Below are 25321 nucleotides of genomic sequence, written 5' to 3' on the forward strand. Positions count from 1 at the left end.
ACCTTCCGGGCCGCGAGCGCTGACCGACAGCGCGCGCGGCCTTTGTCGTCTCATCCGGTGAGAGGCTGTGGAAACACGGTCGGTGCCGCGCCGGTACGCGGCTAGGATGGGGCACGAATGGTGTTCGACGAGGAGGCGATCCGCGCCAGTGGACGAGTTCAGCGCTCTTGGTTCCGAAGCCCTGCAGGCTCTCCGTGAGGAGCTGCGCAAGGATTACGCGCACTTCCAGGATCGGGGGCTGAAGCTCGATCTGACGCGCGGCAAGCCGTCCGCGGAGCAGTTGGACTTCTCGAATGAGCTGCTCGGGCTGCCGGGGGCGCAGGACTTCAAGGCCGCGGACGGGACGGACACCCGCAACTACGGCGGCCTGCACGGGCTGCCCGAGCTGCGCGAGATCTTCAGCCCGCTGCTGCAGGTGCCGGTCGACCAACTGCTGGCCAGCGACAACTCCAGCCTTTCGCTGATGCACGACCTGGTCATGCACGCGATGCTCTTCGCGCTGCCCGGCGGCGAGACGCGCTGGGTGGACGTGCAGCGGCCGGCGTTTCTGTGCCCGGTGCCCGGCTACGACCGGCACTTCTCCATCTGCGAGAAGTTCGGCATCGAGATGATCCCGGTCGAGCCGACCGAGGACGGCCTGCTGGACATCGACGAGGTGGAGCGGCTCGCGGCCTCGGATCCGCGGATCAAGGGCATCTGGCTCGTCCCTAAGTACAGCAACCCCACGGGCGTGACGGTCTCCGACCGCACCGCCGAGCGGCTGGCCGGGATGACCACCGCGGCGCCGGACTTCCGGATCTTCTGGGACGACGCGTACAGCGTGCACCATCTGACCGACCATCGGGTCACCGTCGCGCCGATCGTGCAGCTGTGCGCCGAGGCGGGGAAAGCGGACCGGGTCTTCGTGCTCGGATCCACCTCGAAGATCACCTTCGCCGGCGCCGGCGTGTCCTTCCTGGGCAGCTCCCCGGCCAACCTGCAGTGGTACCTCGGGCACATCGCCAAGCGGACGATCGGCCCGGACAAGACCAACCACCTGCGGCACGTGCGCTTCCTGCAGGACTCCGAGGGCGTGCAGAAGCTGATGGAGCGTCACCGGGACAACCTGGCGCCGAAGTTCGCCAAGGTGCAGGAGATCCTGGCCGCCGAGCTCGGCGGCACCGGCGTCGCGAGCTGGACCGAGGCCTTCGGCGGATACTTCATCAGCCTGGACGTGCTCGACGGCACGGCCTCCGAGGTGATCCGGCTGGCCAAGGAGGCGGGCATCGCGCTCACCCCGGCCGGTTCGACCTACCCGTACGGCAAGGACCCGCGGGACCGCAACATCCGGCTCGCGCCCTCGTTCCCGCCGGTCGCGGACCTCGACACGGCGATGCGCGGCGTGGTGCTCTGCGTGAAGCTCGCCGCCGTGGAGAAGCTGCTCGAGGGCTAGTCGTCGCGTCCGTTACGGCATCGCTCACGGCCGTAAGTCACGACATCGCTCACGGCGTTAGTCACGACATCGCTCACGGCATCGCTCAGGACATCAGAGAGGCCCGGTCGCCATCGCGACCGGGCCTCATCTGTCGTTCGTCTGCGTCAGTCGGCGACGGTGCCCGTGCTTCCGTTGGCATTGGCCTCGTCGACGCGCTCCTCGGTCCACATGTCGTCGTTGTTGCTGTGCATGCGCTGCCACATCACGGCGCCGGCGCCGATCGCGGCACCCGCGGCCGTGGCCGCGGCGACCAGACGCCACCTCAGATGCCTCTCGTGCACGCGTTCCAGCTCGGCGCCCTTTAGCACGGCCGCGGCGAGCATCGCTCGTTTGCCCGCCTCGGGCAGGTACTCCTCCCGCATCCGATGCGAGACGTCCAGAGCCTTGTTCGACATGTCGAGGGCGATCGGGACGGCGACGTCCCGGGTGTGCGCGATGCGCGGCCCGAGTTCCTGGCGCACGCTCGCATAACGGTCGCGCAGGAACGGTTGCGCCTGCTCCATCAACGCGGTGGTCTTGCTCACAGCGGTACCTCCTCAGGTCACTTGTGGCCTAGTGCCCGGGTATGACCGTCGTATTCGCTGATTGGGCCGTTCAGTGACGGGCCGCCGAGCCCTGGAAACCAGGACACAGAACGGCAACCAAGACCGCGCCCCGCACCCTGCGCTGCGGGGCACATGGGAGAATGACGGCGCACCTGTAAACGGAAGAGAGGGCCCGTCATGGCCGAAGAGACCTATGCCGTGCTGAAGACGAACCTCGGCGACATCACCATCCAGCTGTTCCCGAACCACGCGCCGAAGACCGTGCGCAACTTCGTGGAGCTGGCCGAGGGCACGCGCGAGTACACCGACCCGAACACGAACAAGCCGGGTAGCGGCCCGTACTACGACGGCACGATCTTCCACCGCATCATCGCGGGCTTCATGATCCAGGGCGGCGACCCGCTGGGCCAGGGCTTCGGCGGCCCCGGCTACGCCTTCGACGACGAGATCCACCCGGACCTGCGCTTCGACAAGAAGTACCTGCTCGCCATGGCCAACGCCGGCGTGCGCGGCGGCCGCGGCACCAACGGCTCGCAGTTCTTCATCACCGTCTCCACGCCGGCGCACCTGAACGGCAAGCACACCATCTTCGGCGAGGTCGCGGACGAGGCCAGCAAGAAGGTCGTGGACGAGATCGCCAACGTGCCGACCGGCCCGGGCGACCGTCCGCTGCAGGACGTCGTGCTGCAGCAGGTCGTCATCGAGCGCCGGCAGGGCTGAGGCCCGGCCGGGGGAGGAACCGCCGCAGTGAGCAGCAGCACACCCTCGGACGAGCGGCCGCCGGCGGCGGTCGGTGAGACCCGCGAGCAACGGCCCGCGGGCGCTCCGGTGTGCTTCCGGCACCCGGATCGGGAGACCTATCTGCGCTGCCACCGCTGCGAGCGGTCCATCTGCACGGACTGCATGGTGCCCGCGGCCGTCGGACACCAGTGCCCCGAGTGCGTGCGCGGCGCGGCGAAGACAGTGCGCCAGGCGCGCACCGTCGCGGGCGGCCGGGTGCATTCCCGGCAGGGCGTGGTCACGATCGGGATCATCGCCGTCTGCGTCGTGATGTACGGCCTGCAGCAGCTGATCGGCGAGGCCTTCACCACCCGGATGGAGCTGCTGGGGATAGCGGGCTCCTCGTCCGCCACGCCGAGCGCGGTCAACATAGGGGTGGCCAACGGCGAGTGGTACCGACTGCTGACGTCGATGTTCGTGCACGAGAGCCCGGCCCACATCGGGCTCAACATGCTCTCGCTGTGGTGGATCGGCGTGCCGGTGGAGACCCGGCTCGGCCGGCTGCGCTACCTGCTGACCTATCTGGTCTGCGGGATCGGCGCCTCGGCCGTCTCCTTCGCCTTCATGGGGCGCTACGACGCCTCGCTCGGCGCCTCCGGCGCCATCTTCGGCCTGCTCGGCGTCCTCGCGGTGATGGCCTACCGCGAGAAGCTGGACATGCGCCCGATCCTGTTCGTGATCGTCATCAATCTGGCCTACAGCTTCGGGGTGGCCGGGATCGACTGGCACGCGCACCTCGGCGGCCTCGGCTGCGGGCTGCTGATGGGGCTCGCCTTCGCCTACGCGCCGCGGCCCGAGCGCGCGACCGCCTGGTACCGCAATCCGCAGAACCTGGTGCCGCTCGGCGCCGGGGCCGCGCTGCTCGTACTCACCGTCGTGCTCGTCGGCGTGCACTCGAGCACGCTGCAGAACTCGGCGCTCGCCGCCTCGCTGACCGCGATCATCCGCTGATCTCCGCTCGGTTCCACGGGCTGAGACGGCTTCGGGACAGTGTCACAACTTGTCCACAGGCTTCGAGTTATCCACAGATGCGCCGCCGACTCCTCCACAGGTTTTCCACAGTGTGGAAAAGGGCCCCGAGTCTGTGGATAACCTGGTCGTCGGATCTCCTGTCGTCGGCTGTGGATAAAACGCGATCAGCGCCAGCGCGTGGAGATCGCGAAGCCGCCCGCGATGAATCCGAAGCCGATCACGACGTTCCACGCGCCCAGCGCGTCGACCCAGCTGATGCTCGAGGCCAGGTAGTACAGCACCATCCAGCCCAGGCCGATGACGAAGAACGCGACCATGAACCGAGGCACCCAGGCCGAGGACTCCAGCTTGATCTTCTGCGGCTTCGGCTCGGTCGGCGGCGTGTACGCCACCTTGTCCCGGGTCTTCGACTTCGGCACGGAACTCTCCACGTCATGAGGTCATTGGACGACTGGTTGTCGCTGATACAGCGTAGCTGTGCGGGCTGCTCTAGGACAGTCCGCATTATCCGATTGCTACCTGAGAGCGGCATGGGAGACCGGCGTGTCGGGCCCTGAGTAGTCCCCAGCCTGTGGGAGGTTCGCTGTGCGCGGCCCGCCCGAATCCGAAAAGTTATCCACAGACGGGTGTGGACTGTGCGGAGAGGAGCCCCCCGTGTACGCGTTGATCTGGCGTCGGCTGCCCGGCCCCCTGTGGATGAAGCTGGCGTGTGCGGTCGTCCTGGTTTCCCTGTTGGTCGTCTTACTGTTCGGCTGGGTTTTCCCCTGGGTCGAACCGTATCTGCCGTTCTCCGGCAGCGGGACGATCGGCGGCAGCTAGCCGGCCCGGGCTAAGCGGCCCGGCCGGCGAGGGTCGGCGCGAGGCCGACCGCGGCCTCGCGCGCCGCCGGGTCGCCGCACACGGCGAGCCAGTTGGCCAGCATCCGGTGGCCGCCGTCCGTGAGCACCGACTCCGGGTGGAACTGCACCGCCTCGATGGGCAGCTCGCGGTGCCGCACCCCCATGACGATCTCGTCGGTGCGCGCCGTCACGATCAGTTCCGGCGGCACGGTCGCGGGTTCGATCGCCAGCGAGTGGTACCGGGTCGCCGTGAACGGGTTCTCCAGGCCCTCGAAGACGCCGAGCCCGTCGTGCGTCACCTCGCTCGTCTTGCCGTGCATCAGCTCCGGCGCCCGGCCGACCGTAGCGCCGAAGGCGACGCCGATCGACTGCAGCCCGAGGCAGACGCCGAACAGCGGCTGACGGGTCGTCGCGCAGTGCCGGACCATCTCGATGCACACGCCCGCGTGCTCCGGTGTGCCGGGGCCCGGGGAGAGCAGTACGCCGTCGAAGCCGTCGGCGTCGTCCACCGACACGGCGTCGTTGCGGCGCACGTCGCACTCCGCGCCGAGCTGGTACAGGTACTGCACCAGGTTGTAGACGAACGAGTCGTAGTTGTCCACGACGAGGATGCGCGCCATCGGTCCAGTCCTCGCAGCCGGCTCAGCCGTTGCCGTTGTTGCCGCCGTTGAGCCCGCCCAGCAGGCCGCCGGTGCTGGAGTCGGTGGCGGTCGGGGTGGCCGTCGCGGTCGCCGTGTCGGTGGCCGAGGCGCCGGCTCCGGACGAGCAGGTGATCGTGATCGACGTGCCCTTGTTCACCGTGCTGTTCGGCGCCGGGCTCGTGGTGATCACGGTGTTCGCCGCGAAGGACGGGCTCGCCTCGTAGGTGAACTGGCTGTTGACGCTCAGGCCCATGCCGGTCAGCTCCGAGTCGGCGTCGCTGCAGCTCTTGTTGACCACGTCGCTCGGCACGGTCACGGTGCCCGGGCCGCCCGAGATCACCACGACCAGCGGGGTGGTCACGGGCTCGGTCTGGCCGAGCAGCGACTTGCCGTTCGCGTCCTGGATGTCGATCGCGTCGCCGACGGCCACCGAGGAGCTCGTCTGCTGCTTGGTCGTCACGTTCGTGAAGCCCTTGGACTGCAGCGTGGAGACCGTCTGGCTGCCGCTGGTGTTCGTCAGCGTGGACGGCAGCGTGTACTGCACCGGGCCGGACGAGACGCAGTACCCGACGGCCTGGCCGAGGGTGGCCGAGGCGCCGGAGGCCGGGCTCTGCGAGATGATCTCGCCGCTCTTGATCGAGTTGCTGCTGGTCCCGCTGCCGCAGTTGGAGGTGCCGAGCTTGTAGCCGGCGTTCTTCAGCGTCGTCTCGGCCTGGGTCAGCGTCTGCCCGGTGATCGTCGGGACGGTGCCGGTGGTCGCGCTGCTGCCGGCGAAGACCGTCTTGAAGACGAAGATCGCGAGCACCGCGAGGACGACCACGACCACGCCGAGGATGATCCAGCCGGTCTTGTCCTTCTCCTTGCCGCGGGTGGCCGGGGAGGCTCCGGCCCGGCGCGAGCGCGGCACCTCGTCCTCGGGGGCCTCCTGGCCGTACTCGGAGCCCTGGTACGCCGTCGGCTCGTAGCGGGTCTGCGCCGCCGCGGAGCCGTAGCCCCCGGCTCCGTAGCCGCGGCCGGACGGGGAGGACATCACCGTGGTCGGGGCGGCCGCCGCGCCGAAGCCCGCGGCCACCGTCGGGGCGGCGGCGACCGGGCGGCCGTCGAGGGCGCGCTCGAGGTCGGCGCGCATGTCGTCCGCGGACTGGTAGCGCTCGTCCGGGTGCTTGGCCAGCGCCTTCATCACGATCGCGTCGACCACCGGGGGGACCTCGGGGTCGTAGTACGACGGCGGGTTCGGCGCCTCCCGCACGTGCTGGTAGGCCACCGCGACCGGGGAGTCGCCGATGAACGGCGGACGGCCGGTGAGCAGCTCGTAGAGCAGGCAGCCGGTGGAGTAGAGGTCGGAGCGCGCGTCCACCTGCTCGCCCTTGGCCTGTTCCGGCGAGAGGTACTGCGCGGTGCCGATCACGGCCGCGGTCTGCGTCATCGTCATGCCGGCGTCGCCCATCGCGCGGGCGATGCCGAAGTCCATCACCTTGACCGCGCCGCCGCGGGTGAGCATGACGTTCGCCGGCTTGATGTCGCGGTGCACGATGCCGTTGCGGTGCGAGTAGTCCAGGGCCTGCAGCACGCCGCCGGTGATCTCCAGCGAGCGCTCGGGCAGCAACTTGCGGCCGGAGTGCAGCAGGTCGCGCAGCGTCGAGCCGTCCACGTACTCCATGACGATGAACGGCAGCGAGACCCCGCCGATGAAGTCCTCGCCGGTGTCGTACACGGCGACGATCGCGGGGTGGTTGAGGGAGGCGGCCGACTGGGCCTCGCGGCGGAAACGGGCCTGGAAGGTGGCGTCCCTGGCCATGTCGGCGCGCAGCGTCTTGACGGCCACGGCCCGGCCCAGCCGGATGTCCCTGGCCATGTAGACCTCGGCCATTCCGCCCCGGCCCAGGACCGCGCCGAGCTCGTACCTGTTGCCCAGGCGACGCGGCTCTTCCATCATTCAGCCCTTCCCCGGCCGGTTCCGGCCATTCCTGCCATCGGGCGAAGTGTACCGGTGCCGGGCGGACCCTGCGGAAGCCTGCCGCCCCCGGTCCGACCGGCGACCGGTCTCACATCGCCTGTCCAGTTCGCGCTCCTGCTACCCGACCACGGCCTTGATCACGGCTGCCGCGATCGGGCCGGCCAGGCTGTTGCCGAACGCGTCGCTCGGCTGCACGTTGTTGTCCGCCACCATGACGGCCACGGCGACCTGCGGGTTGTTCGCCGGCGCGTAGGCGACCATCCACGCCACCGGGTTCTGCCCGGTGCCGCGCTCGGCGGTGCCGGTCTTCGCCGCTACAGAGACGCCGAGATTCTGCAAGCTGGTTGCGGTTCCGTTCGTGACCACGTCCTGCATCATCGTGGACAGCTCGCTCGCCACGGAGCCGGAGATCGGCGTGGAGTACGTCGTCGGCGTGGCACTCGCGATGACGTTCCCGCTGGTGTCCAGCTCCTTGGAGATCAGGTACGGCGCCTCGATCGTGCCGCCGTTGGCCACCGCGGACGCCATCATCGCGCCCTCCAGCGGGGTCATCGTCACGTCGAACTGGCCGATCGAGGACTGGGCGAGCTGCGCCTGGCTCAGGTTCTTCGGGAACACCGAGGTCGAGGTGGTCATCGGCACCGTGAGGCCGGTCTTGTTGAACCCGAAGGACTCGGCCATCGACTGCACGCTGGACTCGCCGAGCTTCATGCCGACGTAGCCGTAGACCGTGTTGCAGGACTGCGCGAACGCGTCCATCAGCACGGCGCTGTTGCAGGTCTCACCGCCCGAGTTGGAGATCGTCGAGGTGGACTGCGGCAGCGCGAGCGTGGTCAGCGGTGCGCCGGAGATCGACGTCGTCGGCGTCACGGTCTGGCCGTCGATGCCGTCGGTCAGCGCGGCGGCCGAGGTGACGATCTTGAACGTCGAGCCGGGCGGGTAGGTCTCGTTCAGCGCCCGGTCCAGCTCCGGCTGCAGCGCGTTGTTCTGCAGCGAGGTCGCGTAGTCGTTCTGCGTCGTCGCGCTCGGGGAGGCGAGCTTGTTCGGGTCGTAGCTCGGCGCCGAGACCAGGGCGAGGATCGCGCCGGTCTTCGGGTTGATCGCGGCCACCGCGCCGACGCCGGACGAGCTGAGCTCGCCGGTCAGCGCCTGGTAAGCGGCGTCCTGCGCCTTCGCGTCGATCGTGGTGACCACGGAGCCGCCGGCCTGGTTCTTGCCCTCGGCCTTGCGCAGGAAGTTCTGCGTGGCCAGCCGGGTGTCCTTGCCGTTGAGCAGAGTGTTCTCGTACTGCTCGAGCGCCGCGGTGCCGTAGTTCGAGGAGAAGTAGCCGGTCACCGGCGCGTACTCGGAGCCGTTCGAGTAGACGCGCTGGTACTTCATCGTCGAGCTGCTGGTGGCCTTCGAGGTGGCCACGTTCGTCGAGCCGACGATGATGTTGCCGCGCTGGACCTGGTAGTTGTAGATCGTGTTCCGGTAGTTGTCCGCGTGAGCCGAGTAGGAGCTCGCCTTGACGACCTGGATCCAGTTGCCTTCCAGGAAGAGCGCGGCGAAAAGGGCGAAGCAGAAGATCGCCACTTTCTTGATCGGTCGGTTCACGTGCGCACCGCCTTGTCCTGTCCGTAGTACCTGCCCCCGTCGTCGGTACGGCCGGGGGAGCGTGGGTCGAGCAGGCTCGGCGGAGCCGTGAGCGGAAGCGCCGGAGGCAGCGGCCGGCGTGCCGCGTCGGAGATCCTGAGCAGCAGGGCGACCAGGATCCAGTTGGCGAGTAGGGCCGAACCTCCGGCCGCCAGGAAGGGCATCGGCAGGCCGGTGAGCGGGATGACCCGCATCACGCCGCCGGCCGTGATGAACACCTGGAGGGCGAAGGTGACCGCGAGTCCGCTGGCGAAGAGCTTGCCGAACGGGTCGCGGACGAGCAGCGCGGTCTTCAGGCCGCGGGCGACGAACAGCGCGTAGGAGATGAGCAGGGCCGCCAGGCCGATCAGGCCGAGCTCCTCGCCGACGGTGTCCATGATGTAGTCGGCGTTGTTCGCGAAGCCGACCAGGGTGGGATAGCCCTGGTTCAGGCCGGTGCCGAACAGCCCGCCGTTGGCGAAGGCGTACAGCGACTGCGCGGTCTGCCGCGAGTTGCCGGTCACCGAGCCGAAGGGGTTGAGCCAGGAGTCGAAGCGCGCCTGGACGTGCGAGAAGGTCATCGCGACCAGCGCCGCGCCGCCGATGAACATCACGACGCCGAAGATCAGCCAGCTGGCGCGCTCGGTGGCCAGGTAGAGCATGATCACGAACGCGCCGAAGAACATCAGCGAGACGCCGAGGTCGGTCTCCCGGATCAGCACCAGCATCGCGAACGCCCAGCAGACCACCAGCGGGCCCATGTCGCGGCCGCGCGGGATGTAGACGCCGAGCACCTTCCGGCTGGCCAGCGCGAGGGTGTCCCGCTTGGTGTGCAGGTAGGCGGCGAAGAAGCTGACCATGAGCAGCTTGCCGAACTCGGCGGGCTGGATCGACAGGCCGGCGAACTTGATCCAGCTGCGCGCGCCGTTGACCTCGGACATCGAGGCGGGCAGCACGGCCGGCAGCGCGATCAGGATCAGTCCGGCCAGCGCCGAGATGTACGCGTAGCGCTGCAGGATCTTGTGGTCGCGCAGGAAGAAGAGCACCGCGACCAGCACCGCGACGCCGAGCACCGTGAAGATCGCCTGCTGCCCGGCCGCGCCCGCCTTGGGCGCGAGCTTGTTCGCGATGTTGTACGGGTCGAGCCGGGAGATCAGCACCAGGCCGAGCCCGTTGATCATCGCGGCCAGCGGCAGCAGCAGCGGGTCGGCGTACGGTGCCAGCCAGCGCACCGCGAGGTGGGCGACCAGCAGCACGGCGGCGAACAGCACGCCGACGGTCCAGTAGTTCGCCGGGAGCTTGGCGGCCGAGCTGGCCAGCCCGACGTTCGCGTAGGCGAACATCCCGACGGTCCACGCTCCGGCGAGCAGTACGGCCTCGGCGTTGCGCCGCTTCGGAATCTCCGGTTCGGCCGGGGGCGGTGAGACCGCGCCTCCGACCGACGGGCTGGCGGCCATCGACATCGCGTTCCTGTCCTGTCCCTGTCCCTGTCGCTGCGGTTAAGGCCGGATCAGCCGGTGCTTCCCGGGCAATCGGCGGTAAGTTGGCCCAAAACGGTGTTACCGGAGCTTACCGAGCTCGACGGCGAGACGCTCGGCGTGGGCGCTGCGGTGGGTGAGGCCGAGGTCGTGGCGCTCGACGAGGAATGGGCACTCGCGGAGGCGGTGGCCTTGCCGGCGGCGGTAGTTGACGCCTTGTCGGTGGCCTTGGCGGTCGAGGTCCCCGTGCTGTGCGGGGTCGAACTCGCGGAGGGTGATGCGGTGGCGGTCGGGGAGCTGCTGGCGGTGAGGGTCGGCGTGGCCGCTATGGCCGCGCACTCGCTCTCCATGACCGAGAGTGTCGAGACGATGGTCTTCGCGTCGGTCAGGCTGGTCGCGGTTATCGAGTCGTCGACCTTCGCCTGCTCGCTGGTCGGCAGCCCGGCCACCGTCACCATCGCGCTCGTGTAGACGTGGGAGAGTTTTATCCCGGCGAGCGAGTAGTCGACGCCCTGGTAGATCGCCACGTGGCCGTTGCCGTCGGCCCCGACGTAGTACTGCTGCTGCGTGTAGTAGTAGCCGCCGGCCGCCGCGGCCGCGAGCAGCACGACACACGTTCCGCCGACGATCGCCGGCTTGACCCAGCGTTTGCGGCGCCGCGCTTCCGGCTCGTCCCCCGCGACCGCCTCCATCTCGGCGGTGTCCCCGGTGACGGACGGTGCCGGCAGCACGGGCGCGTCGGGCTGGGCGGGGCTCTGGTTCTCGCCGGCGGCCAGGATGGCGCCCGCGTTCATCATCCCGGTCGCGTTCGGGTCGGCCGGGTTCGCGCCCGGCTGGCCGGTGGACTCCGAGTAGGACGGCAGGTTCGCCTGGTTCTCGGCTGCCGCGCCGACCACGACCGGAAGCTCCAGGTACTGGGTCTCGGCCTGGCTCGGCGGGCGCGAGCCCTGCGGCGCCTGCTCGAAGGCGTCCGCCACGATGCAGGTGATGTTGTCCGCGCCGCCGCCGCGCAGCGCGTGCTGGATCAGCGTCTCGGCGGCGTGGTGCGGATCCCCGTAGCCGGTCAGCGTCGAGGCGAGGGTGTTGAAGGGTACGAATCCGGAGAGCCCGTCGCTGCAGAGCAGGTAGCGGTCCCCTGCCTGCAGGTCAAGGACCGTCAGATCGAGGTCGACCTCTGCCGTGGTGCCGAGCGCGCGCATCAGCAGCGAGCGCTGCGGGTGCCGCTCCGCCTCGTCCGGGGTGATCTGCCCCTCGTCGATCAGCCGCTGCACCCAGGTGTGGTCGGTGGAGATCTGCTCGAGCACCCCGCCCCGCAGCCGGTAGGCGCGCGAGTCGCCGATGTGCGCGAAGGCGAAGTGGCTGCCGCCGGCCAGGAACAGCGCCGTACACGTGGTGCCCATGCCCTCGAGCTCGGGCTGCTGCGCGATGATGGCGCGGATCTTGGTGTTGGCCAGCTTGACCCGGTCGTCGAGGTCCCGCACCGGATCCCCGCTCAGCCCCGTGGTATGCGGCGAATCGAGCTCTGCCAGAGTCTGCACCGCGACGGCGGAAGCGATCTCGCCGGCTGCCTGCCCGCCCATGCCGTCGGCGATCACCAGCAGGCGTGAGCTGGCATAGCCGGAGTCCTCGTTACCGTCGCGAATCAGGCCGACGTGCGAACGCGCTGCGTACCGCAGGGACAGGCTCATCGAATCTTCTTCCGCTGCAACCGGGGCTTCGGGCGCGGGCTCGTGCGCCGCGTAGCCGAGAGCCTAGCGGTTCGGCATGAGGCGCCAACGGCCCTTCGCATGGTGGGGTGACCGTGGTCGGGGGGACAGCCTAGTCACTTCTTCAGTTCGAGGGCGGTCTTCCCGATCCGGACGGGCACGCCCAACGGTACCGGTGTCGGCCCGTTGATCTTCGTGCGGTCCAGGTACGTGCCGTTCGTCGAACCCAGATCCTCGACGATCCACTGTCCGGAGGCGTCCGGGTAGATGCGCGCGTGCCGGCTGGAGGCGAAGTCGTCGTCGAGCACGATGGTCGAGTCGTGCGCGCGGCCGAGGGTGATCTGAACACCCGTCAGCGGGACGCTGGTGCCCGCCAGGGAGCCGCTGACGACCTCGAGCCGGGTCGGCACGCCGCCGCGCCGCGGCCGGGCGCCGGAGGCCGCGGACTGCGCCGGCGGGGCGGGGGCGGCCTTGGCGGCCGAGCGGCCGCGGCCGGAGCGCGTGCCGGCGCCGAACACGTCGGTGCGCACCACGCCGAGGGCGAGCAGCACGAACACCCAGAGTATCGCCAGCAGGCCGAGCTTCATGACGGTGATCGTCAGGCCGGTCATCGAGGTGGCTCCCAATCAGCGGTCGGACAGGCAGGGCGTACGGAGCCTAGCGCGCTTCCTGCCGGAAGATGATGGTCGTGTTGCCGAGGTGGATCACCGATCCGTCGCGCAGCTGGGCCTGCCGCACGTGCTGGTCGTCCACGACGATTCCGTTGGTCGAGCCGAGGTCCGAGATGACCGAGGGTACTCCGACCCGGATCTCGGCGTGCCGCCGGGAGACCGAGGGGTCGTCGATCCGCAGGTCCACGTCCGTGCCGCGGCCGAGACTGGTCACCGCGCGGGCGAGCTGGTGGCGCACGCCGTTGACCTCGACCCAGCAGCTGCCCGGGCCCGACGGCTGCGGGGGCGGGTAGCCGCCGCCCTGCTGCGGCGCGCCGAACGGCGGCTGCTGCGGCGGGGCGCCGAAGGGCTGCTGCGGCGGCATCGGCGGGGCGGCCTGCGGGTAGCCCTGCTGCGGCGCGCCGTAGCCCTGCGCCTGCGGCGGGTATCCCTGCATCTGCACCACGCCGGCCAGCGCCTGCGAGCGGATCCGGAACATCCCGGTGCTCAGGTCCTGGACGCGCTCGAACTTCACCTCGACCGGCCCGACGAACATGTAGCGCTGCTCGCGGCCGTGCTCCTGCAGCAGTTCGCCGAGTTCGGCGGACAGCGGCCCGGCGTACGTGGCGAGGCGCTCGTAGTCGTGCGCGCCGAGTTCCACGGTGAAGTCGTTCGGCACCATGACGCGGCCCTGGCTCACCGGGGCCGCCCGGTCGTCGCACTCGCGCTGCAGGGCGCTGGCGATCTCCACCGGCTGGACCTCGGACTTGAAGGCCTTCGCGAAGGCGCCGTTGACCAGGCCTTCGAGGCGTCGCTCAAAGCGCTGGAGAACTCCCACGGCTACCTACTCCCTCTGTGAAAACCACTCGGCTTCCACCGTGCGCCAGGTCCGCGTCCGGCGGTCGCCATCCCCACGATCGTATCGAGGTCAGGCGGTGCTGTGCGCGCCCCATGGCCATCATGGTGGCGCGGATCGGCGGCCCGGCGCGAGCCGGGCTCTGCCGAAAGGGGTTCCCGGCCTCGGCCGTCGATAACCGATTTGGGGGAACGCCGGGGGAGCGTGCTATCTTTTTCCTCGTTGCGCGAGTGGCGGAATGGCAGACGCGCTGGATTCAGGTTCCAGTGCCCGCAAGGGCGTGGGGGTTCAACTCCCCCCTCGCGCACTCTGGGTCGAGGCCCGGTCGATGTGATCAAGATCACATCGACCGGGCCTCTTCGCGTTCCGGCTCCGGGCTCGGCCGGCGCATCTGCCTCCAGACCGGGAAGACGAACGGCGCCAGCGTGGTGAGCAGGTAGGCCCCGGCGAACGCGAAGACGGCTTCGCGCAGGCCGGAGGCCTGGACCAGGTATCCGCCGAGCAGCGCCCCGAAGGGGATGCCCACCCACGCGCTGGCCCTGGTGAGCCCGAGCACCCGCGCCCGCAGGTGCTCGGGGATGCGTTCGTACTGCGTCGCGCCGATCGCGGGGTTCAGCGATCCGCCGAACATCTCCGTGACCAGGACGACGCCGACGACCGGAGCGAGCGCCGTCGTCAGCGCGATGACGACCAGACGCGGCGCGCCGCTGATCAGATAGCCCCAGCTGTAGATCGTGCGCCGGGACAGCCTCGTGCCGATCCAGGTGGCGATGAAGTTGCCGGAGAGCGCCGCGATCGCGCCGGCGGCGCCGATGACGCCGAGCGCGGTCGCCGACCCGACCTCGCGGCGGGCCCACACCGGAAGCATGACCTCCTGAAAGCCCTGGTCCAGGAGATTGGACAGGGCGATCATGCTGATGAGCCCGAGCAGCAGCCGGTCCCCGCGCACGAACCGAGCACCCTGCGCGAGTTCGCGGCAGTATCTCTTCACGGCGGACAGCTCGGATTCGCCCTCAGTCTCGGCAGCCTTCGGCTCCGGAAGTCGTATCCAGATTGCGACAGCGGCGGCGGCTACCGCGAACGTGACCGCGTCCACGGATATCGCCGATGCCGGGCCGAACGCGGCGACCATGACACCGGCAAGTGGTGCCCCGATCAGTTGCGCCACCCCTCGCGCACTGGAGTAGAGGCCGGACGCACGTTCCAAGTCGACGCCGCCAGCCTGTGCCGTCATCGGCACCAGCGCGCCGTTCGCCGTGTCCGCCGCACCACGAACCGCACCGGCCACGGCGACGAGCGCAATGAGGACGGGAAAACCGAGCACGCCGGCCGCCAGCGCCACCGGGATCGCGCCGACCGCCACGGCCGCGAGCGAGTTGCCGATGACGAATGAGCGGCGAAGCCCGACGCGGTCGACCACCGGCCCGGACAGCATCTGGACGAGGACGTACATCCCCATCTGCGCGAACGCGACGACGCCGGTCTTCGCCGCGCTGCCGCTGGTGCTCAGGACCAGCCACGGAACTGCGATGGCCGACATTGAGGTCCCGGCCACCGAGACGGCGCACGAGGCCAGCAGCGCGGCGAAGGGCCCCCGGCGCCTCATGGGGACTCGCCGTCTTCAGGTGCCGGAAGGCCATCCCGCGGATCGTCTGACAGGCCGTCAGGCAGGTCTTCTGGCAGGTCGTCCGGCAAGTCGTCCGGCAAGAGCTGGAACTGGAAGTAGGCGCGCACGGCGTCCGCCGGCACGTCCTTGCGCCCGCGTTCCCGGTGGTAACGGCCGACCAGGTTCCTGATGTCCCAAGCCAATTGCCGCGCCTCGTCCTCGGTGAGCGCGACCGGCTGGTCGTCGAAGGTCCACGGCAGCGTCGGCAGCTCGTCGACCCGCACCGCGAGGCTGTCGACGTAATCGACCATGCGCTTGTGGAACGTCTCCACGCACGCGCGCATGTACTGCGTCACGAGGTCCACGTTCTCCGCGTCGCCGGGATCATCGGGCGACCGAACCGTGAACCCCGCGATCCGATATGCCGACCGCCACCACCGATCCCGCCCGTTGCTGCGCTCCGTGTCGTCCTCGACGAAGCCGAGATCCGCCAGAACCCGCAGGTGGTAGCTCGTCACCCCACTGGAGTGCCCCAACCGCCGCCCGAGCTGCGACGCCGTCGCCGGCCCGTCGTCCTGCAGCATCGTCAGCAGCCGAACCCGGATCGGATGCGTCAGCCCGCGCAGCCTCCGCGGCGTGAGCAGGATGTCCGACGAGGGGTCGTACCAGGACCCCCACCCGCCAGGCGGCGCAGCCGGCGGCCAGGCCAGCGACTCGGACCGGTTCGGGGAAGTGCTCTCGGCTTCGTCCACCCTTCCACGCTAAATCGCAAAGAACTTTTTGCAAAGATGGATTTTGCAAAAAACTCTCTGCGCTAAGGACGGCCGGATCGCCGATCGTGATCAAGGTCACTGTCGGAAGGTCCAGGCAGACTTCCTCTCACCGGCAGTTGGAAGGGGAGTCCATGAAGGTCGAGATCGAGTACGCACCGTTCCACGAGTTGATCAACAGGGCCGCGAAAGCCCTCGCGAGCCGTCCCGCGTCCCCAGTCCTCGCCGGGCTGTCGCTGCGCGCCGAGGAGGGAGCACTGCACGCCTGCGCCTTCGACTTCGAGTTCGCCGTCCGGGCGAGCGCGTCCGCCACCGTCGGCGAGCCGGGCTCCGTGCTGGTCTCCGGGCGCCTGCTCGCCGACATCGTCCGGGCTCTGCCGAAGCTCCCCGTGACGCTGACGACGGACGGAGCCCGCATGCTCCTCGTCTGCGGCACCTACAGCTACACGCTGACCAGCATGCCGCTCAAGGAATACCCGTCCCTTCCCGAGACGCCGGGCACTATCGGGAGCGTCCATGCCGCAGCACTCGTTTCGGCCGCCGGCCAGACGGCACTGGCCGCCGACCGCGACGAGACTCTCCCGTTCCTTACCGGCGTCCGCCTCGAATTCGGCCCAGAATCCCTGCGCCTGGTCTCCACCGACCGCTACCGGCTCGCCGTACGAGACCTACCGTGGCACCCCTCCGACCCCCAGTCCTCGGACCCCCGGATCTCGGAGCCGCAGCCTTCGGAGCCGCCGGCAGCGGGATCGGCCGAGGCCGCCGCGCTCGTGCCGGCTCGCACGCTCCTCGACGCGGCGCGTCTCTTCGAGCCGGACCAGCAGATCGGCCTCGGCCTCGGCGACGGCCTGTTGGGCCTCATCTCGCCCGGGCTGGAAGTGACTCTGCGGCAGCTCGACGGTTCCTTCATCCGCTACGCCCAACTCTTCCCCGAGCACCCCGCAGGCCGCGCCGTCGTCGAGGTCGCCCCGCTGCTCGAAGCGATCAAGGCGGTGGCGCTGGTCGCGGAACGCAACACGCCCGTCCGCCTCGAGTTCGCCACCGGCCAGGTCGCCGTCGTCGCCGGCTCAGGTGACCAAGCCCTGGCCAGAGCCACGATCGAGGCGATCTACGACGCGGACGAGCCCGTCGTCATCGCCGTGAACCCGGCGTACCTGATCGACGGCCTCGGCTGCCTCGGCACTCCCTACGCGCAGCTGACGTACCCGGAGAAGGTCCGTCCCGTGGTCCTGACCGGCGTGGCCGCGCCCGACGGCGAGGCGGGCGGCGAGGCTGGCGGCGAGCCAGACGCGCAGTTCCGCTATCTGTTCATCCCAGTCCGTGCATCTACGCAGAGTTAGATCGATGCCGCCGGTGGGGATCACCGCATCCGTCCGGCTTGCCCGTGACCCCCACTCGGCTCTATGGGCATGGTGCGGGCCGGAAGGTTGTTGCATGCTCGTAGGCGGGCGGTCTATCCCGTGAGTCGAGGGAAGGCGGTATCCGGCATGACGACCATGGAGATCAGGGACGAGCGCGAGGAGCGCGCTCGGTACGCCGCGTACGTGGACGGCGTGCGGATCGGTTTCGCGAGCAGCATCCAGGTGCGCGACACGGTCCTCCTGCCGCACGTCGAGGTCGATCCGGAGCGGCGCGACCTGGGCATCGGCTCGATGCTGGTGCGTCGGGTCCTGGACGACGCGCGGGCCGAGGGGCACTCGGCGATCGCGCTGTGCCCCTTCGTGCGGCGCTGGGTGGACCTGCACCCGGACTACCTGGATGTGGCGCGCAAGCCGCAGCCCGGAGAGCTGGGAGCGGTCAACTCCCTCGTGGCGGCCGACCGCACGATGCGCCTGCTGCACCACGAGGAGCCCAAGTTCGTGGCCTCTCCCCCGAATCTCGCTCCCGGGACGCCGTAGTATCGCGGGCCCTCGCGGCCCCGCCCCCCTGCCCGGAACGGTGGCGCAGACCACTCCGCCCAGCCACCGTCCCGGAGACGTCGGAATTCATGAAGATCCTCATCTGAGGCGCGCTACTTGCGCGCGGGTGACGCGGTCGCGCACGATCAGCACTGTGCGCCGCACGCGCTACGTGAGGGCTCTGACTGAATAGGGGAATCCGGCATGGGGACGTACCGACCGGAGTGGGCGCCGGACATCATCGACCTGGAGACCCCGTCCGCGGCGCGGATGTACGACTACTACCTCGGCGGCTCGCACAACTTCGCCGCGGACCGGGAACTGGCCGAGCAGGCGCTGAAGGCGTGGCCCGAGACGCCCTACATGTGCCGGGCCAACCGCGCGTTCCTGCGCCGTGCCGTGACGTTCCTCGCCGAGCAGGGCGTGGACCAGTTCCTCGACCTGGGCTCGGGAATCCCGACGTCCGGCAACGTCCACGAGATCGCCGAGTCCGTACTGCCCGAGGCCCGCACCGTGTACGTGGACTGCGACGCCGTCGCCTATGCGCACGGCCGCGCGCTGCTCGCCGACGACCCGCAGGCCACCTACGTCCAAGCAGATCTCCGCGACCCCGAGTCGGTGCTCTCCAGCCCCGAGGTGACCGCTCAGCTGGACTTCAGCCGGCCCGTCGCCGTCCTGATGCTGATGACCCTGCACTTCGTCCCCGACAGCGACGACCCCGCCGGCATCGTCGCCGCCTACCGCCAAGCCGTCGCGCCCGGCAGCTACTTCGTCTTCAGCCACGGCACCAACGAGTACCGACCCGCCGATACCGGCGGCATCACCAAGGTCTACACCCAGGCGAGCCACGGCATCGTCCCCCGCGACCGCGCCCGCATCCAGGAACTCGCCGCCGGCTGGGAGCTGCTCGAGCCCGGGCTCACCGACGTCATCCTCTGGCGCCCCGAGCCCTCAGAGCTCGAAGACGACCCCCTCGGCGGCGACGTCACCCGCTACTCCACCTTCGCCGGCGTGGGACGCAGCTCCTAGACGGCGCTGACAGACCTCTGATGTAGGATCCGCGATTCGGTGTCAGATGCCGACTTTGTGAGCTGCATGTTTCGCCGAGTCCGCGTTCCGTGTCATCTTGATCAGTCCGCGTCGGGTGTCAGTTCCCAGAAGCGGATGGCCGTGCGGAGCCTCGCTCCGCACGGCCATCCGTCAGAAACAGAAGGCCGATGCAGCCCACGCGCGAGGGGCGGTCTGCCGTCGGCGGACCGCCCGCACAGGTGTACTCCCTAAATAACCGTGCCGCCTCGGTGGTGGCGAAGTGGCAGCATCAGGCGCGTCGCGACGGTTCGTTCATACCAGTCGATGATGGCGGGCTTTGTGGACCACTTCAGGGGGAGTACCCAGAAGGTGTCCCACTCGTCGCGCTTGGACCGCTCCGCCAAGTGCTGCTTGAGCCGGATGCCCGCCGCCCCGGTCCAGGACCTGCTGGGTCGGGTCTGGCCGGCGTAGCAAGCGAGGCCGTCGCGGTTGGCCACTACGTAGACCGCCTTTTCCTCGTCGCCGTCGTAGGGCATGTTCACATTGTGGGCGATGGGTCGGCTGACCAGGAGGTTATCCCCGGCGAGATCGGCGAGGTAGAGGTATCGGGATCTGGTCATAGGGACGACCCCGTCCCAGGTCGGAGTGCTCACTGCTCGTCGTCCTCCGCGGTCATCCGGTTCAGCGCCTTGGCCATCGCCTCGAGCTTCTTGATCGGCCCGTCGGTCTGATGGAACGGCAGCAGAGCCGGGGAGGGATCCTGGTTGCGGATCACCCGGTAGTTCTGGAACGCTTCGTCAGCCAGCAGAATCTTGCTGCACAGTTCATTGAAGGCGTTCTCCTCGTCCGAGGCCGCGGTCTTCCCGGCGCTGCCCTGCACCGCGACGCGCACCGCGTGGCGCAGGCGGGCGTCGCGCGCGGTCACCGAGGCCGTCGGGTCGTCGAAGGTCTCGATATCGGTGGTCCCGTCGGGGACCTGGATCCCGAGCAGTGGGATGCCGGCACGATTCCGCTTAATGTTCTCGGCCAGCATGCGCAGGCCCCAAGGGAAGGACGTTAGCTTCTCGACGATGCTCGCGACGCTCGAGCGGTCGATGAGGTCGCCGACCTCCTTCTCGCTGGAGCCCTTGGGACTGGTCAGCCCGCCACCGACGACCAGGGCCACCATACCGAGCACTCCGAGCAGCCGGGCGTGGCTGCCGGGCTCCCCGGTAACGACCTCCTTCTCACCGACCGGGTTCAGTTCCCTGAGGGCGCGTTTCAGCACCGCATCGACGGAACGATCGTCGTTGACCTTCCTGGCCTGCCAGGGTTGGTCGACCAGCGACTGCCAGATACAGCCGGAGTTGAGCGCGGTGCGGGCGCGCTCAAGTTCGTAAGGGCTCAGGACAGCGCCGTAGGAGCGCAGGACCAACTCGCTGGCGACGGCGGAGCGGTGTGGGAGCATCACCTTCCGTTTGCCGAACTTCTCGCGCATCGCCTTGTTCAGTTTGGAGGAGTTCTGCGCGCAGAAGTAGACGACCATCATCGCGCGCAGGTCTCGCAGGTCGGGGTCGAGGCCGTACGCCTTCATGACCTCGGAGACGTCTTCCCGGCCGATGAGCAGTTCGACCTCGTCGTAGCCGAAGTGCCCGGTCTGCTGCGCCGCGAGGACGATCTCCTCGGCGATGACCGCGTTCTGGGCCCCGGTGTCGAACGTCTTCACCCCGACGTTCATCCGCACCAGCAGCGAGCGCACGGCCGAGGCGAAGCGCGACATCCCGTAGCTCCCGGGGTCGTCGTCCTCGTAGCCGACGATTACCTGGACCGGCGCGGTGAGAGCGTTGAGCGCGCATACGGCTGCGTTGCGCTCTTTCAGATCCTTGAGCGTCGCGCGCGGTGGGAGGGCGAGCCGGTCCTCGTTCGCCTTGATGATCTTGCGGGTCAGGTCGCGCCGCTCGTTGAGGTCGCAGCTCATCAGCATGGAAGGCAGCAGCGTCGGGCGCTGGTCCTGGTCCTGGTACTGCTTGCGCAGCCGCTGAGGCAGCCAGTTCGGGTCGACCTTGATCTGTGCGTAGGCACTCGCGAGCCGGCTGTTGCCATCTACGCTGACCTGCTCCAGGTCATTGAGCCCTCCGACGTATCGCAGGTTGGTGAAAACCGTGGTCAGCGAGCGGTGGATGATGTCGGGGCCGATATCGTGCTGCGGGTTATCTTTGCGAACGGCCTGGCAGTTGCGGTCCGTGGCCTCCAGCAGTGTGTCCTTGCTGGCCGTGTAGACCAGCTTCGCGTGCGTGCCGTCCGACTCCGGCATCGGGACCGCGATGTGCCCGATCCGTCGGCCGTCCTTCACCGTCTTGGCGTCGAAGGAGGGGTCGGCGGCGTAGATTAGCTGATCCCCGAGTCGGTCGTTACTCGGGGTCAGCGTGAAGAGCGTGACGAACTGCCGGGTGTCGATGATCGAGAGCCACCCAGTCCCGGCCCGGTGGCGGGTGACGTGGAACCCGTTGGCTTCCACGCAGGACATGGCCAGCCGTCGGAGCGTGTCCTCATCGAGATCGACGCCGGCGAGGCCGTCGAGCGCCGCCGCGGCCTTAGCGGCAGACCGGGGGTCGATCACGCGCAGCGTCGGTGTGCCATCCGTAGTGGTGGCAGTCGCCACGGGGATCAGCTGCAGCGGCGCTTCGGCCGCCTCGGCTTCGAGGTTGTCACGCGGGTCATCAGCCGTGTTCGCGGCGACAGTAACGGAATTGACGGTCATTGGAGAGACCTTTCAAGGGCGTCCCGGAAGTCCGCGTGCAGCGGAGCCATCGGGGCCCACGCACTCGCTGTCCGCGCCGGGGACACTCGGTGCCCGGTGCTTTGGCGACACCCATGAGGTTCGTACCGCGACGGTTCCGAGGACCATCGGCGCCTCCTTCAGGGCCGCAGCGCTAAAGAAGGGGCGGTACGCCACATCAAAGATGACGTCCTAACACCATATCAGATAGGTCCATTTGAGCGGGAAGTTGTCCAAGGATTGAGACCTGCCTGCCGTCGACCTGCAGGAAGGGGGTCGCGCAGGCCGGGAGTGGAACGAGCGGCATCCGCAGCCTTTCTGCTATCCGGTCACGCCCTTCAAGATTATCGGCGAGGTCTGTCGAAGGCTTGGTCCAGCTGCGCCGCGAGTTCCTCGGCGACCTGCTCGATGCAGTGCTGCAGCGCGTCCGTGCCGATCGACTCCGTCGCCTCGGTGCGCACCGGCGTGTCGTACGGCCTGATCGTGACCGCCCCGGTGTGCACGGCGCCCACCGTGGAGCGCGTAACCAGCATCGCCGGCTCGATCGCCGCGACCGGCACAACCCGGTCCGGCAGCGGCGCGTCGATGGCGAGCACCAGTTCCAGCAGCGCCGCGATGCGCGTCTCCAGATGCCGTGGGTCGAAGATCGACGTGCCGGTCATGGGGCCAGTCTTTGGCAGCGCCTCCCAGGTGCTGCGCTGCCCGGTGCGCAGCAGCGCCAGCCCGGTGTTCCCGCTGCCGCGCAGCGCACGCACGAAGGCGACCGCGCCCTGCGCATCGGAGTGGCCGTCCACAGCCTCGCTCTGGGCGAACTGCCCGCGGCCACGTCCGAGGGTGACGAGCTCGTCCCACGCCGCCTGGACCTTCGCCATCGGCAGCCGCGCGTCGGTGCCTACTGGCACCAGGTGCACCTCCAGCGTCGGCGGCTCGGTGCCGTAGGGCCGTTGCAGGCCGCTGCGCCAGGTGAGTGCCGGAGCCTGGCTAAGCACGGCCCAGTCAGGACGCGCGACCGGTGCCGGCTGCGGGGTATCGGCCGATGCGGTGCCCAGTCCGTGCCCGGGGTCGGGGGCGGGAAGCCCCGCAATCACACCGATGGCGAACGCGGCGGCGTGCTGGGCGGCGCGCTTTTGCCCGCCGTCGGCGTCGCTGGCCTGCTTGGTCCCGTCGGACCGGTCGCTGATGCCACGGATCACCAGCAGTTCGACGCCAGCGTGCTGGGCGGCGCGCGCGACCCCGGCCGCCTCCATCTCGATGGCAGCCGCCGCGCTGTAGTTGGTTCTCAGCAGCTCCGCCAACTCCGAGGCGTCGGTGTCCTTGACCACATCCCCAGACGCGACCGGCTTGAAATGGATCTCGGGCAGTGTGGCGGTGCCGTCCTGCTGCAGGAACCTGCGCCACGAGGCGTGCGCCTCGACGTACTGGGCGACCTGGGTCAGCCGGTGCGCCGTGTGCCAGGTCTCCGGCCGTGGGTAGAACCGCTCGGTGGTGTCCTTGCCTCCGGGGTAGTACTGCACCTCAGTGGCCGCGACGACGTCGCCGAGTTCGATGTCGGTTTTGAGGCCGCCAGCGATGCCGACGAAGATTACGGCCGTCGGATTGGCCCAGGCAATGACCCGCTCCGCGACGACCGCGGCCTGCCCGATGCCGGGGCCGGTCTGCACCAGGCAGATGGTGAAGCCGGTGCCTGCCAGTTCGGCTTGCTCGACGATGGTTCCTGTCGGCTTCAGGTCGTGCCGCTGCGCACCCGGCAGGTGGGCGCGCACCGCGGCCGCCTCCAGCGACAGCGCCGTGAGCACGACGATCTTCTCGGACCTCGTCATCGCGCCCTTCCGCATTCGCAGCGTCGTCGTGCCCGGCAAGCCGTGTCAGTGGTCGTCATTCGATACCCGCCTGCTCCTCCGGCACGGCGGGGGCGGTGGGCTCCGGCGCGTCGTACGGACGGCGGCTCGCGGCCTCGGGCGGCGCTTCGTGCAGGTGCTGCCATGCTTTCACATCGTCCGCGATGATCGCGTCGAGCTCGGCCAGGCACGCGGACAGCGCCGCGGCGTCCGCGCGCGCCGTGCCGGCATCGGCCATATGGAAGGCTACCTGCCGGGACAGGGACTCGAGCCGCCGCACCGTGACGGTGCGCAGCACCCACATCCGGCGGTGGCTGAAGAACGCCTCCATCGCGGCCAGCACCGTGATCGCCGCTCCAAGCACCAGCGCAATGTTAAGCAGCCAGGTGCGCGCGGCGTCCGAGGTGCGCAGCCCCAGCAGCACCGTGACCGTCGCCGACAACGTCACCGTAGCCGTCTGCAGGCCGAACGCCTTGCGTTTGTCCCTGCGCCGCCGCCGCGCGAACACTTCGAGTTGCCGGTCGACCTCGCTGCGCACAAACAGCCACCGGCCGTCCTGACCGTCGTGGTGCGCATCCGACCCGTGATCCTGCTCCACCGCCCCACCGCCTTCCTCTGCCCGCGACCGCGGGCCACTTGAAGAGATCCTCGACCTACTAGCAGTGCAGCTAGCCGAACCGGGAAGCATCACCTGAACAGCAAGTACGCCAATCGTCCAACTCTGGACAATGCACTTTACCTCGCTTGGGTGGTCGTGTCATCCTGGATTCGTGAACGAACCGCTACCGCCCGCGAACGAGCGCTCGCGAGCCGCCCTGCAGGCGCTGATAGGCCTCAAGACGCCGGTCAGCGGTCGCCGCGTCGCGCGCGCAATGGGCGTCTCGCCGACTACCGCGGCCGCGGCGCTCGCCGAGTTGGAGGCCACGGGCCTGGCGCTCTCGCGCCGGGAGGGCCGCGCCGTGCTGTGGTCGGCGAACATGGACGCCCCCGGGGTCCAGACCCGGGCCGCGGCGCTGCGGGTCGCGGCGGCATTCGACCGGCCCGCCGAGCCCTCGGCCCCCGACGCGGCGCGCTGGCAGGCCTCCGCATCGCATGCGCCCCGGCAGAAGATGACCGCCGTCGTGCTAACGGCTGTGGACACCGAGTACGACGCCGTACTCGAACAGCTCACGGACCGGCACCCGGGCAAGCTGCGCAGCGGCAGACGCTGGCGCCGCGGGAGCGTGCACGGCGAGTACGTCGACTGGCGCGTCTACTTGGTGCAGAGCGGGCCGGGCGACGTGCCCGCCGCGGACCTGACCACCGAGGCGGCGCACGAACTGCTGCCGCACCTGATGCTGTTCGTCGGCGTCGGGCGTGGCCTCAAGCGCGCGGACCAGCGGATCGGCGACATCGTCGTCGCCGAGCACGTCGACACCTACGATCTGGGCAAGGACACCGTCGCGGCCGACGGCACCTCGAAGTACGTGCCGGGCGGCGACCCGGTCAACGCCCCGCGCCCGCTCGTGGAACTGGCCAGAGAGCAGGCGCGCATCTGGCGTCAGGCGGGCGGCCCGCGCGTGAGCTTCGGGCAGATTGTCTCCGGCGGCAAGGTGGCGGCCGGGTCCGCAGATTCGCAGCTCGAAGAGCTCCTGGCTGGCCGGTTCGGGCGCGCGCTGGCGTTGGACATGGAGTCCTACGGCTTCAGCAAGGCGGCGTCGAACCAGGGCGTCGCTGCCTTGGTCGTGCGCTCGGTCTCCGACTTCGGGCTCGGGAAGAACCCCGAGGACGACGCCGAGCACCAGCCGCTGGCCGCGCGCAGCGCCGCGCGCTTCGCGCTGGAGTTGCTACGGCAGGCCGAGCCGGACGACGTCCCTCTCTCGCACCACGCCCGCCCCCCGCAGACGCAGCCGATGCCGACGGCCCCCGAC

At 69.4% G+C, this 25321-nt stretch carries 23 protein-coding genes and 1 tRNA gene; 9 read left to right on the forward strand and 15 right to left on the reverse strand.

Annotation, left to right across the window (positions count from 1 at the left end; genetic code table 11):
- The first annotated feature begins 106 nt into the window (after window positions 1-106).
- Window positions 107-1432 (forward strand): aspartate aminotransferase type Ic, encoded by a 1326-nt coding sequence (locus tag KDK95_RS00725; RefSeq protein WP_249159948.1) that lies wholly within the window; start codon window positions 107-109, stop codon window positions 1430-1432.
- A 146-nt stretch (window positions 1433-1578) separates the two neighbouring features.
- Here KDK95_RS00725 and KDK95_RS00730 read toward each other — a convergent pair whose 3' ends face one another.
- Entirely contained in the window at window positions 1579-1998 is a 420-nt protein-coding gene (locus KDK95_RS00730; protein WP_212515957.1) for a hypothetical protein, read from the reverse strand.
- A gap of 198 nt (window positions 1999-2196) precedes the next feature.
- Here KDK95_RS00730 and KDK95_RS00735 point away from each other — a divergent pair, with 198 nt between their 5' ends.
- Together KDK95_RS00735 and KDK95_RS37560 are read left to right on the forward strand one after the other, a co-directional pair.
- Window positions 2197-2739, forward strand: coding sequence for a peptidylprolyl isomerase (locus KDK95_RS00735; RefSeq protein WP_212515958.1), 543 nt, complete (start codon window positions 2197-2199; stop codon window positions 2737-2739).
- A gap of 27 nt (window positions 2740-2766) precedes the next feature.
- Entirely contained in the window at window positions 2767-3750 is a 984-nt protein-coding gene (locus KDK95_RS37560; protein WP_212515959.1) for a rhomboid family intramembrane serine protease, read from the forward strand.
- Window positions 3751-3935: 185 nt separating this feature from the next.
- On the opposite strand, the gene KDK95_RS00745 is transcribed toward KDK95_RS37560, so the two are convergent.
- Window positions 3936-4190, reverse strand: coding sequence for a cell division protein CrgA (locus KDK95_RS00745; RefSeq protein ID WP_212515960.1), 255 nt, complete (start codon window positions 4188-4190; stop codon window positions 3936-3938).
- A 235-nt stretch (window positions 4191-4425) separates the two neighbouring features.
- On the opposite strand from KDK95_RS00745, the gene KDK95_RS00750 reads away from it, so the two are divergent.
- The gene (locus KDK95_RS00750) at window positions 4426-4590 is read left to right on the forward strand and encodes a hypothetical protein (protein ID WP_212515961.1); all 165 of its coding nucleotides are present in this window, start codon (window positions 4426-4428) and stop codon (window positions 4588-4590) included.
- A gap of 10 nt (window positions 4591-4600) precedes the next feature.
- On the opposite strand, the gene KDK95_RS00755 is transcribed toward KDK95_RS00750, so the two are convergent.
- The 7 genes from KDK95_RS00755 to KDK95_RS37565 all read right to left on the reverse strand — a co-directional run bounded on the left by KDK95_RS00755 (window position 4601) and on the right by KDK95_RS37565 (window position 13494).
- Window positions 4601-5230 (reverse strand): aminodeoxychorismate/anthranilate synthase component II, encoded by a 630-nt coding sequence (locus KDK95_RS00755; protein ID WP_212515962.1) that lies wholly within the window; start codon window positions 5228-5230, stop codon window positions 4601-4603.
- Between the two features lie 22 nt (window positions 5231-5252).
- Window positions 5253-7184, reverse strand: a complete 1932-nt coding sequence (gene pknB / locus KDK95_RS00760; RefSeq protein ID WP_372463241.1) for a Stk1 family PASTA domain-containing Ser/Thr kinase — start codon at window positions 7182-7184, stop codon at window positions 5253-5255.
- A gap of 141 nt (window positions 7185-7325) precedes the next feature.
- A complete protein-coding gene (locus KDK95_RS00765; protein ID WP_212515964.1) occupies window positions 7326-8804 on the reverse strand; it encodes a peptidoglycan D,D-transpeptidase FtsI family protein in 1479 nt (492 codons plus the stop codon).
- Window positions 8801-10285 (reverse strand): FtsW/RodA/SpoVE family cell cycle protein, encoded by a 1485-nt coding sequence (locus KDK95_RS00770; RefSeq protein ID WP_372463236.1) that lies wholly within the window; start codon window positions 10283-10285, stop codon window positions 8801-8803. The genes KDK95_RS00765 and KDK95_RS00770 overlap by 4 nt, the downstream gene beginning before the upstream one ends.
- Window positions 10286-10332: 47 nt before the next feature.
- Entirely contained in the window at window positions 10333-11988 is a 1656-nt protein-coding gene (locus KDK95_RS00775) for a PP2C family protein-serine/threonine phosphatase (protein ID WP_212515966.1), read from the reverse strand.
- Between the two features lie 134 nt (window positions 11989-12122).
- Window positions 12123-12617 (reverse strand): FHA domain-containing protein FhaB/FipA, encoded by a 495-nt coding sequence (locus tag KDK95_RS00780; protein ID WP_212515967.1) that lies wholly within the window; start codon window positions 12615-12617, stop codon window positions 12123-12125.
- A 46-nt stretch (window positions 12618-12663) separates the two neighbouring features.
- Complete coding sequence (locus tag KDK95_RS37565) at window positions 12664-13494, reverse strand: FHA domain-containing protein (protein ID WP_212515968.1); 831 nt, start codon at window positions 13492-13494, stop codon at window positions 12664-12666.
- 242 nt (window positions 13495-13736) lie between these two features.
- Between KDK95_RS37565 and KDK95_RS00790 the strand changes: the two genes are divergently transcribed.
- Window positions 13737-13819 (forward strand) — tRNA-Leu (locus KDK95_RS00790).
- Between the two features lie 33 nt (window positions 13820-13852).
- Here the strand turns inward: KDK95_RS00790 and KDK95_RS00795 are convergent.
- Together KDK95_RS00795 and KDK95_RS00800 are read right to left on the reverse strand one after the other, a co-directional pair.
- A complete protein-coding gene (locus tag KDK95_RS00795) occupies window positions 13853-15118 on the reverse strand; it encodes an MFS transporter (protein ID WP_212515969.1) in 1266 nt (421 codons plus the stop codon).
- Window positions 15115-15702 carry a helix-turn-helix domain-containing protein gene (locus KDK95_RS00800; protein WP_212515970.1) on the reverse strand — a complete coding sequence of 196 codons (588 nt, stop codon included), beginning with the start codon at window positions 15700-15702 and terminating at the stop codon, window positions 15115-15117. Before KDK95_RS00800 ends, KDK95_RS00795 begins: the two co-directional genes overlap by 4 nt.
- A gap of 320 nt (window positions 15703-16022) precedes the next feature.
- Between KDK95_RS00800 and dnaN the strand changes: the two genes are divergently transcribed.
- The 3 genes from dnaN (at window position 16023) to KDK95_RS00815 (ending at window position 18815) form a co-directional block, all read left to right on the forward strand.
- A complete protein-coding gene (gene dnaN / locus KDK95_RS00805; protein WP_212515971.1) occupies window positions 16023-17228 on the forward strand; it encodes a DNA polymerase III subunit beta in 1206 nt (401 codons plus the stop codon).
- A 147-nt stretch (window positions 17229-17375) separates the two neighbouring features.
- Complete coding sequence (locus tag KDK95_RS00810) at window positions 17376-17786, forward strand: GNAT family N-acetyltransferase (RefSeq protein WP_212515972.1); 411 nt, start codon at window positions 17376-17378, stop codon at window positions 17784-17786.
- Between the two features lie 204 nt (window positions 17787-17990).
- Complete coding sequence (locus tag KDK95_RS00815; RefSeq protein ID WP_212515973.1) at window positions 17991-18815, forward strand: SAM-dependent methyltransferase; 825 nt, start codon at window positions 17991-17993, stop codon at window positions 18813-18815.
- A 248-nt stretch (window positions 18816-19063) separates the two neighbouring features.
- Here the strand turns inward: KDK95_RS00815 and KDK95_RS00820 are convergent, their stop codons facing one another.
- The 4 genes from KDK95_RS00820 to KDK95_RS00835 form a co-directional block, all read right to left on the reverse strand.
- Complete coding sequence (locus tag KDK95_RS00820; protein WP_212515974.1) at window positions 19064-19468, reverse strand: hypothetical protein; 405 nt, start codon at window positions 19466-19468, stop codon at window positions 19064-19066.
- Window positions 19465-21555, reverse strand: coding sequence for a hypothetical protein (locus KDK95_RS00825; RefSeq protein WP_212515975.1), 2091 nt, complete (start codon window positions 21553-21555; stop codon window positions 19465-19467). Before KDK95_RS00825 ends, KDK95_RS00820 begins: the two co-directional genes overlap by 4 nt.
- A gap of 362 nt (window positions 21556-21917) precedes the next feature.
- On the reverse strand, window positions 21918-23393 hold the full coding sequence (locus KDK95_RS00830; RefSeq protein ID WP_212515976.1) for a 5'-methylthioadenosine/S-adenosylhomocysteine nucleosidase family protein: 1476 nt from the start codon (window positions 23391-23393) through the stop codon (window positions 21918-21920).
- A 55-nt stretch (window positions 23394-23448) separates the two neighbouring features.
- The gene (locus tag KDK95_RS00835) at window positions 23449-24009 is read right to left on the reverse strand and encodes an SLATT domain-containing protein (RefSeq protein WP_212515977.1); all 561 of its coding nucleotides are present in this window, start codon (window positions 24007-24009) and stop codon (window positions 23449-23451) included.
- 172 nt (window positions 24010-24181) lie between these two features.
- On the opposite strand from KDK95_RS00835, the gene KDK95_RS00840 reads away from it, so the two are divergent.
- Window positions 24182-25321 (forward strand): 5'-methylthioadenosine/S-adenosylhomocysteine nucleosidase family protein (locus KDK95_RS00840; RefSeq protein WP_212515978.1); only part of this gene is annotated, 1140 nt, incomplete at its 3' end.

The organism is Actinospica acidithermotolerans (assembly GCF_018139625.1).
In the GTDB taxonomy this organism is placed as follows: Bacteria; Actinomycetota; Actinomycetes; order Streptomycetales; family Catenulisporaceae; genus Actinospica; species Actinospica acidithermotolerans.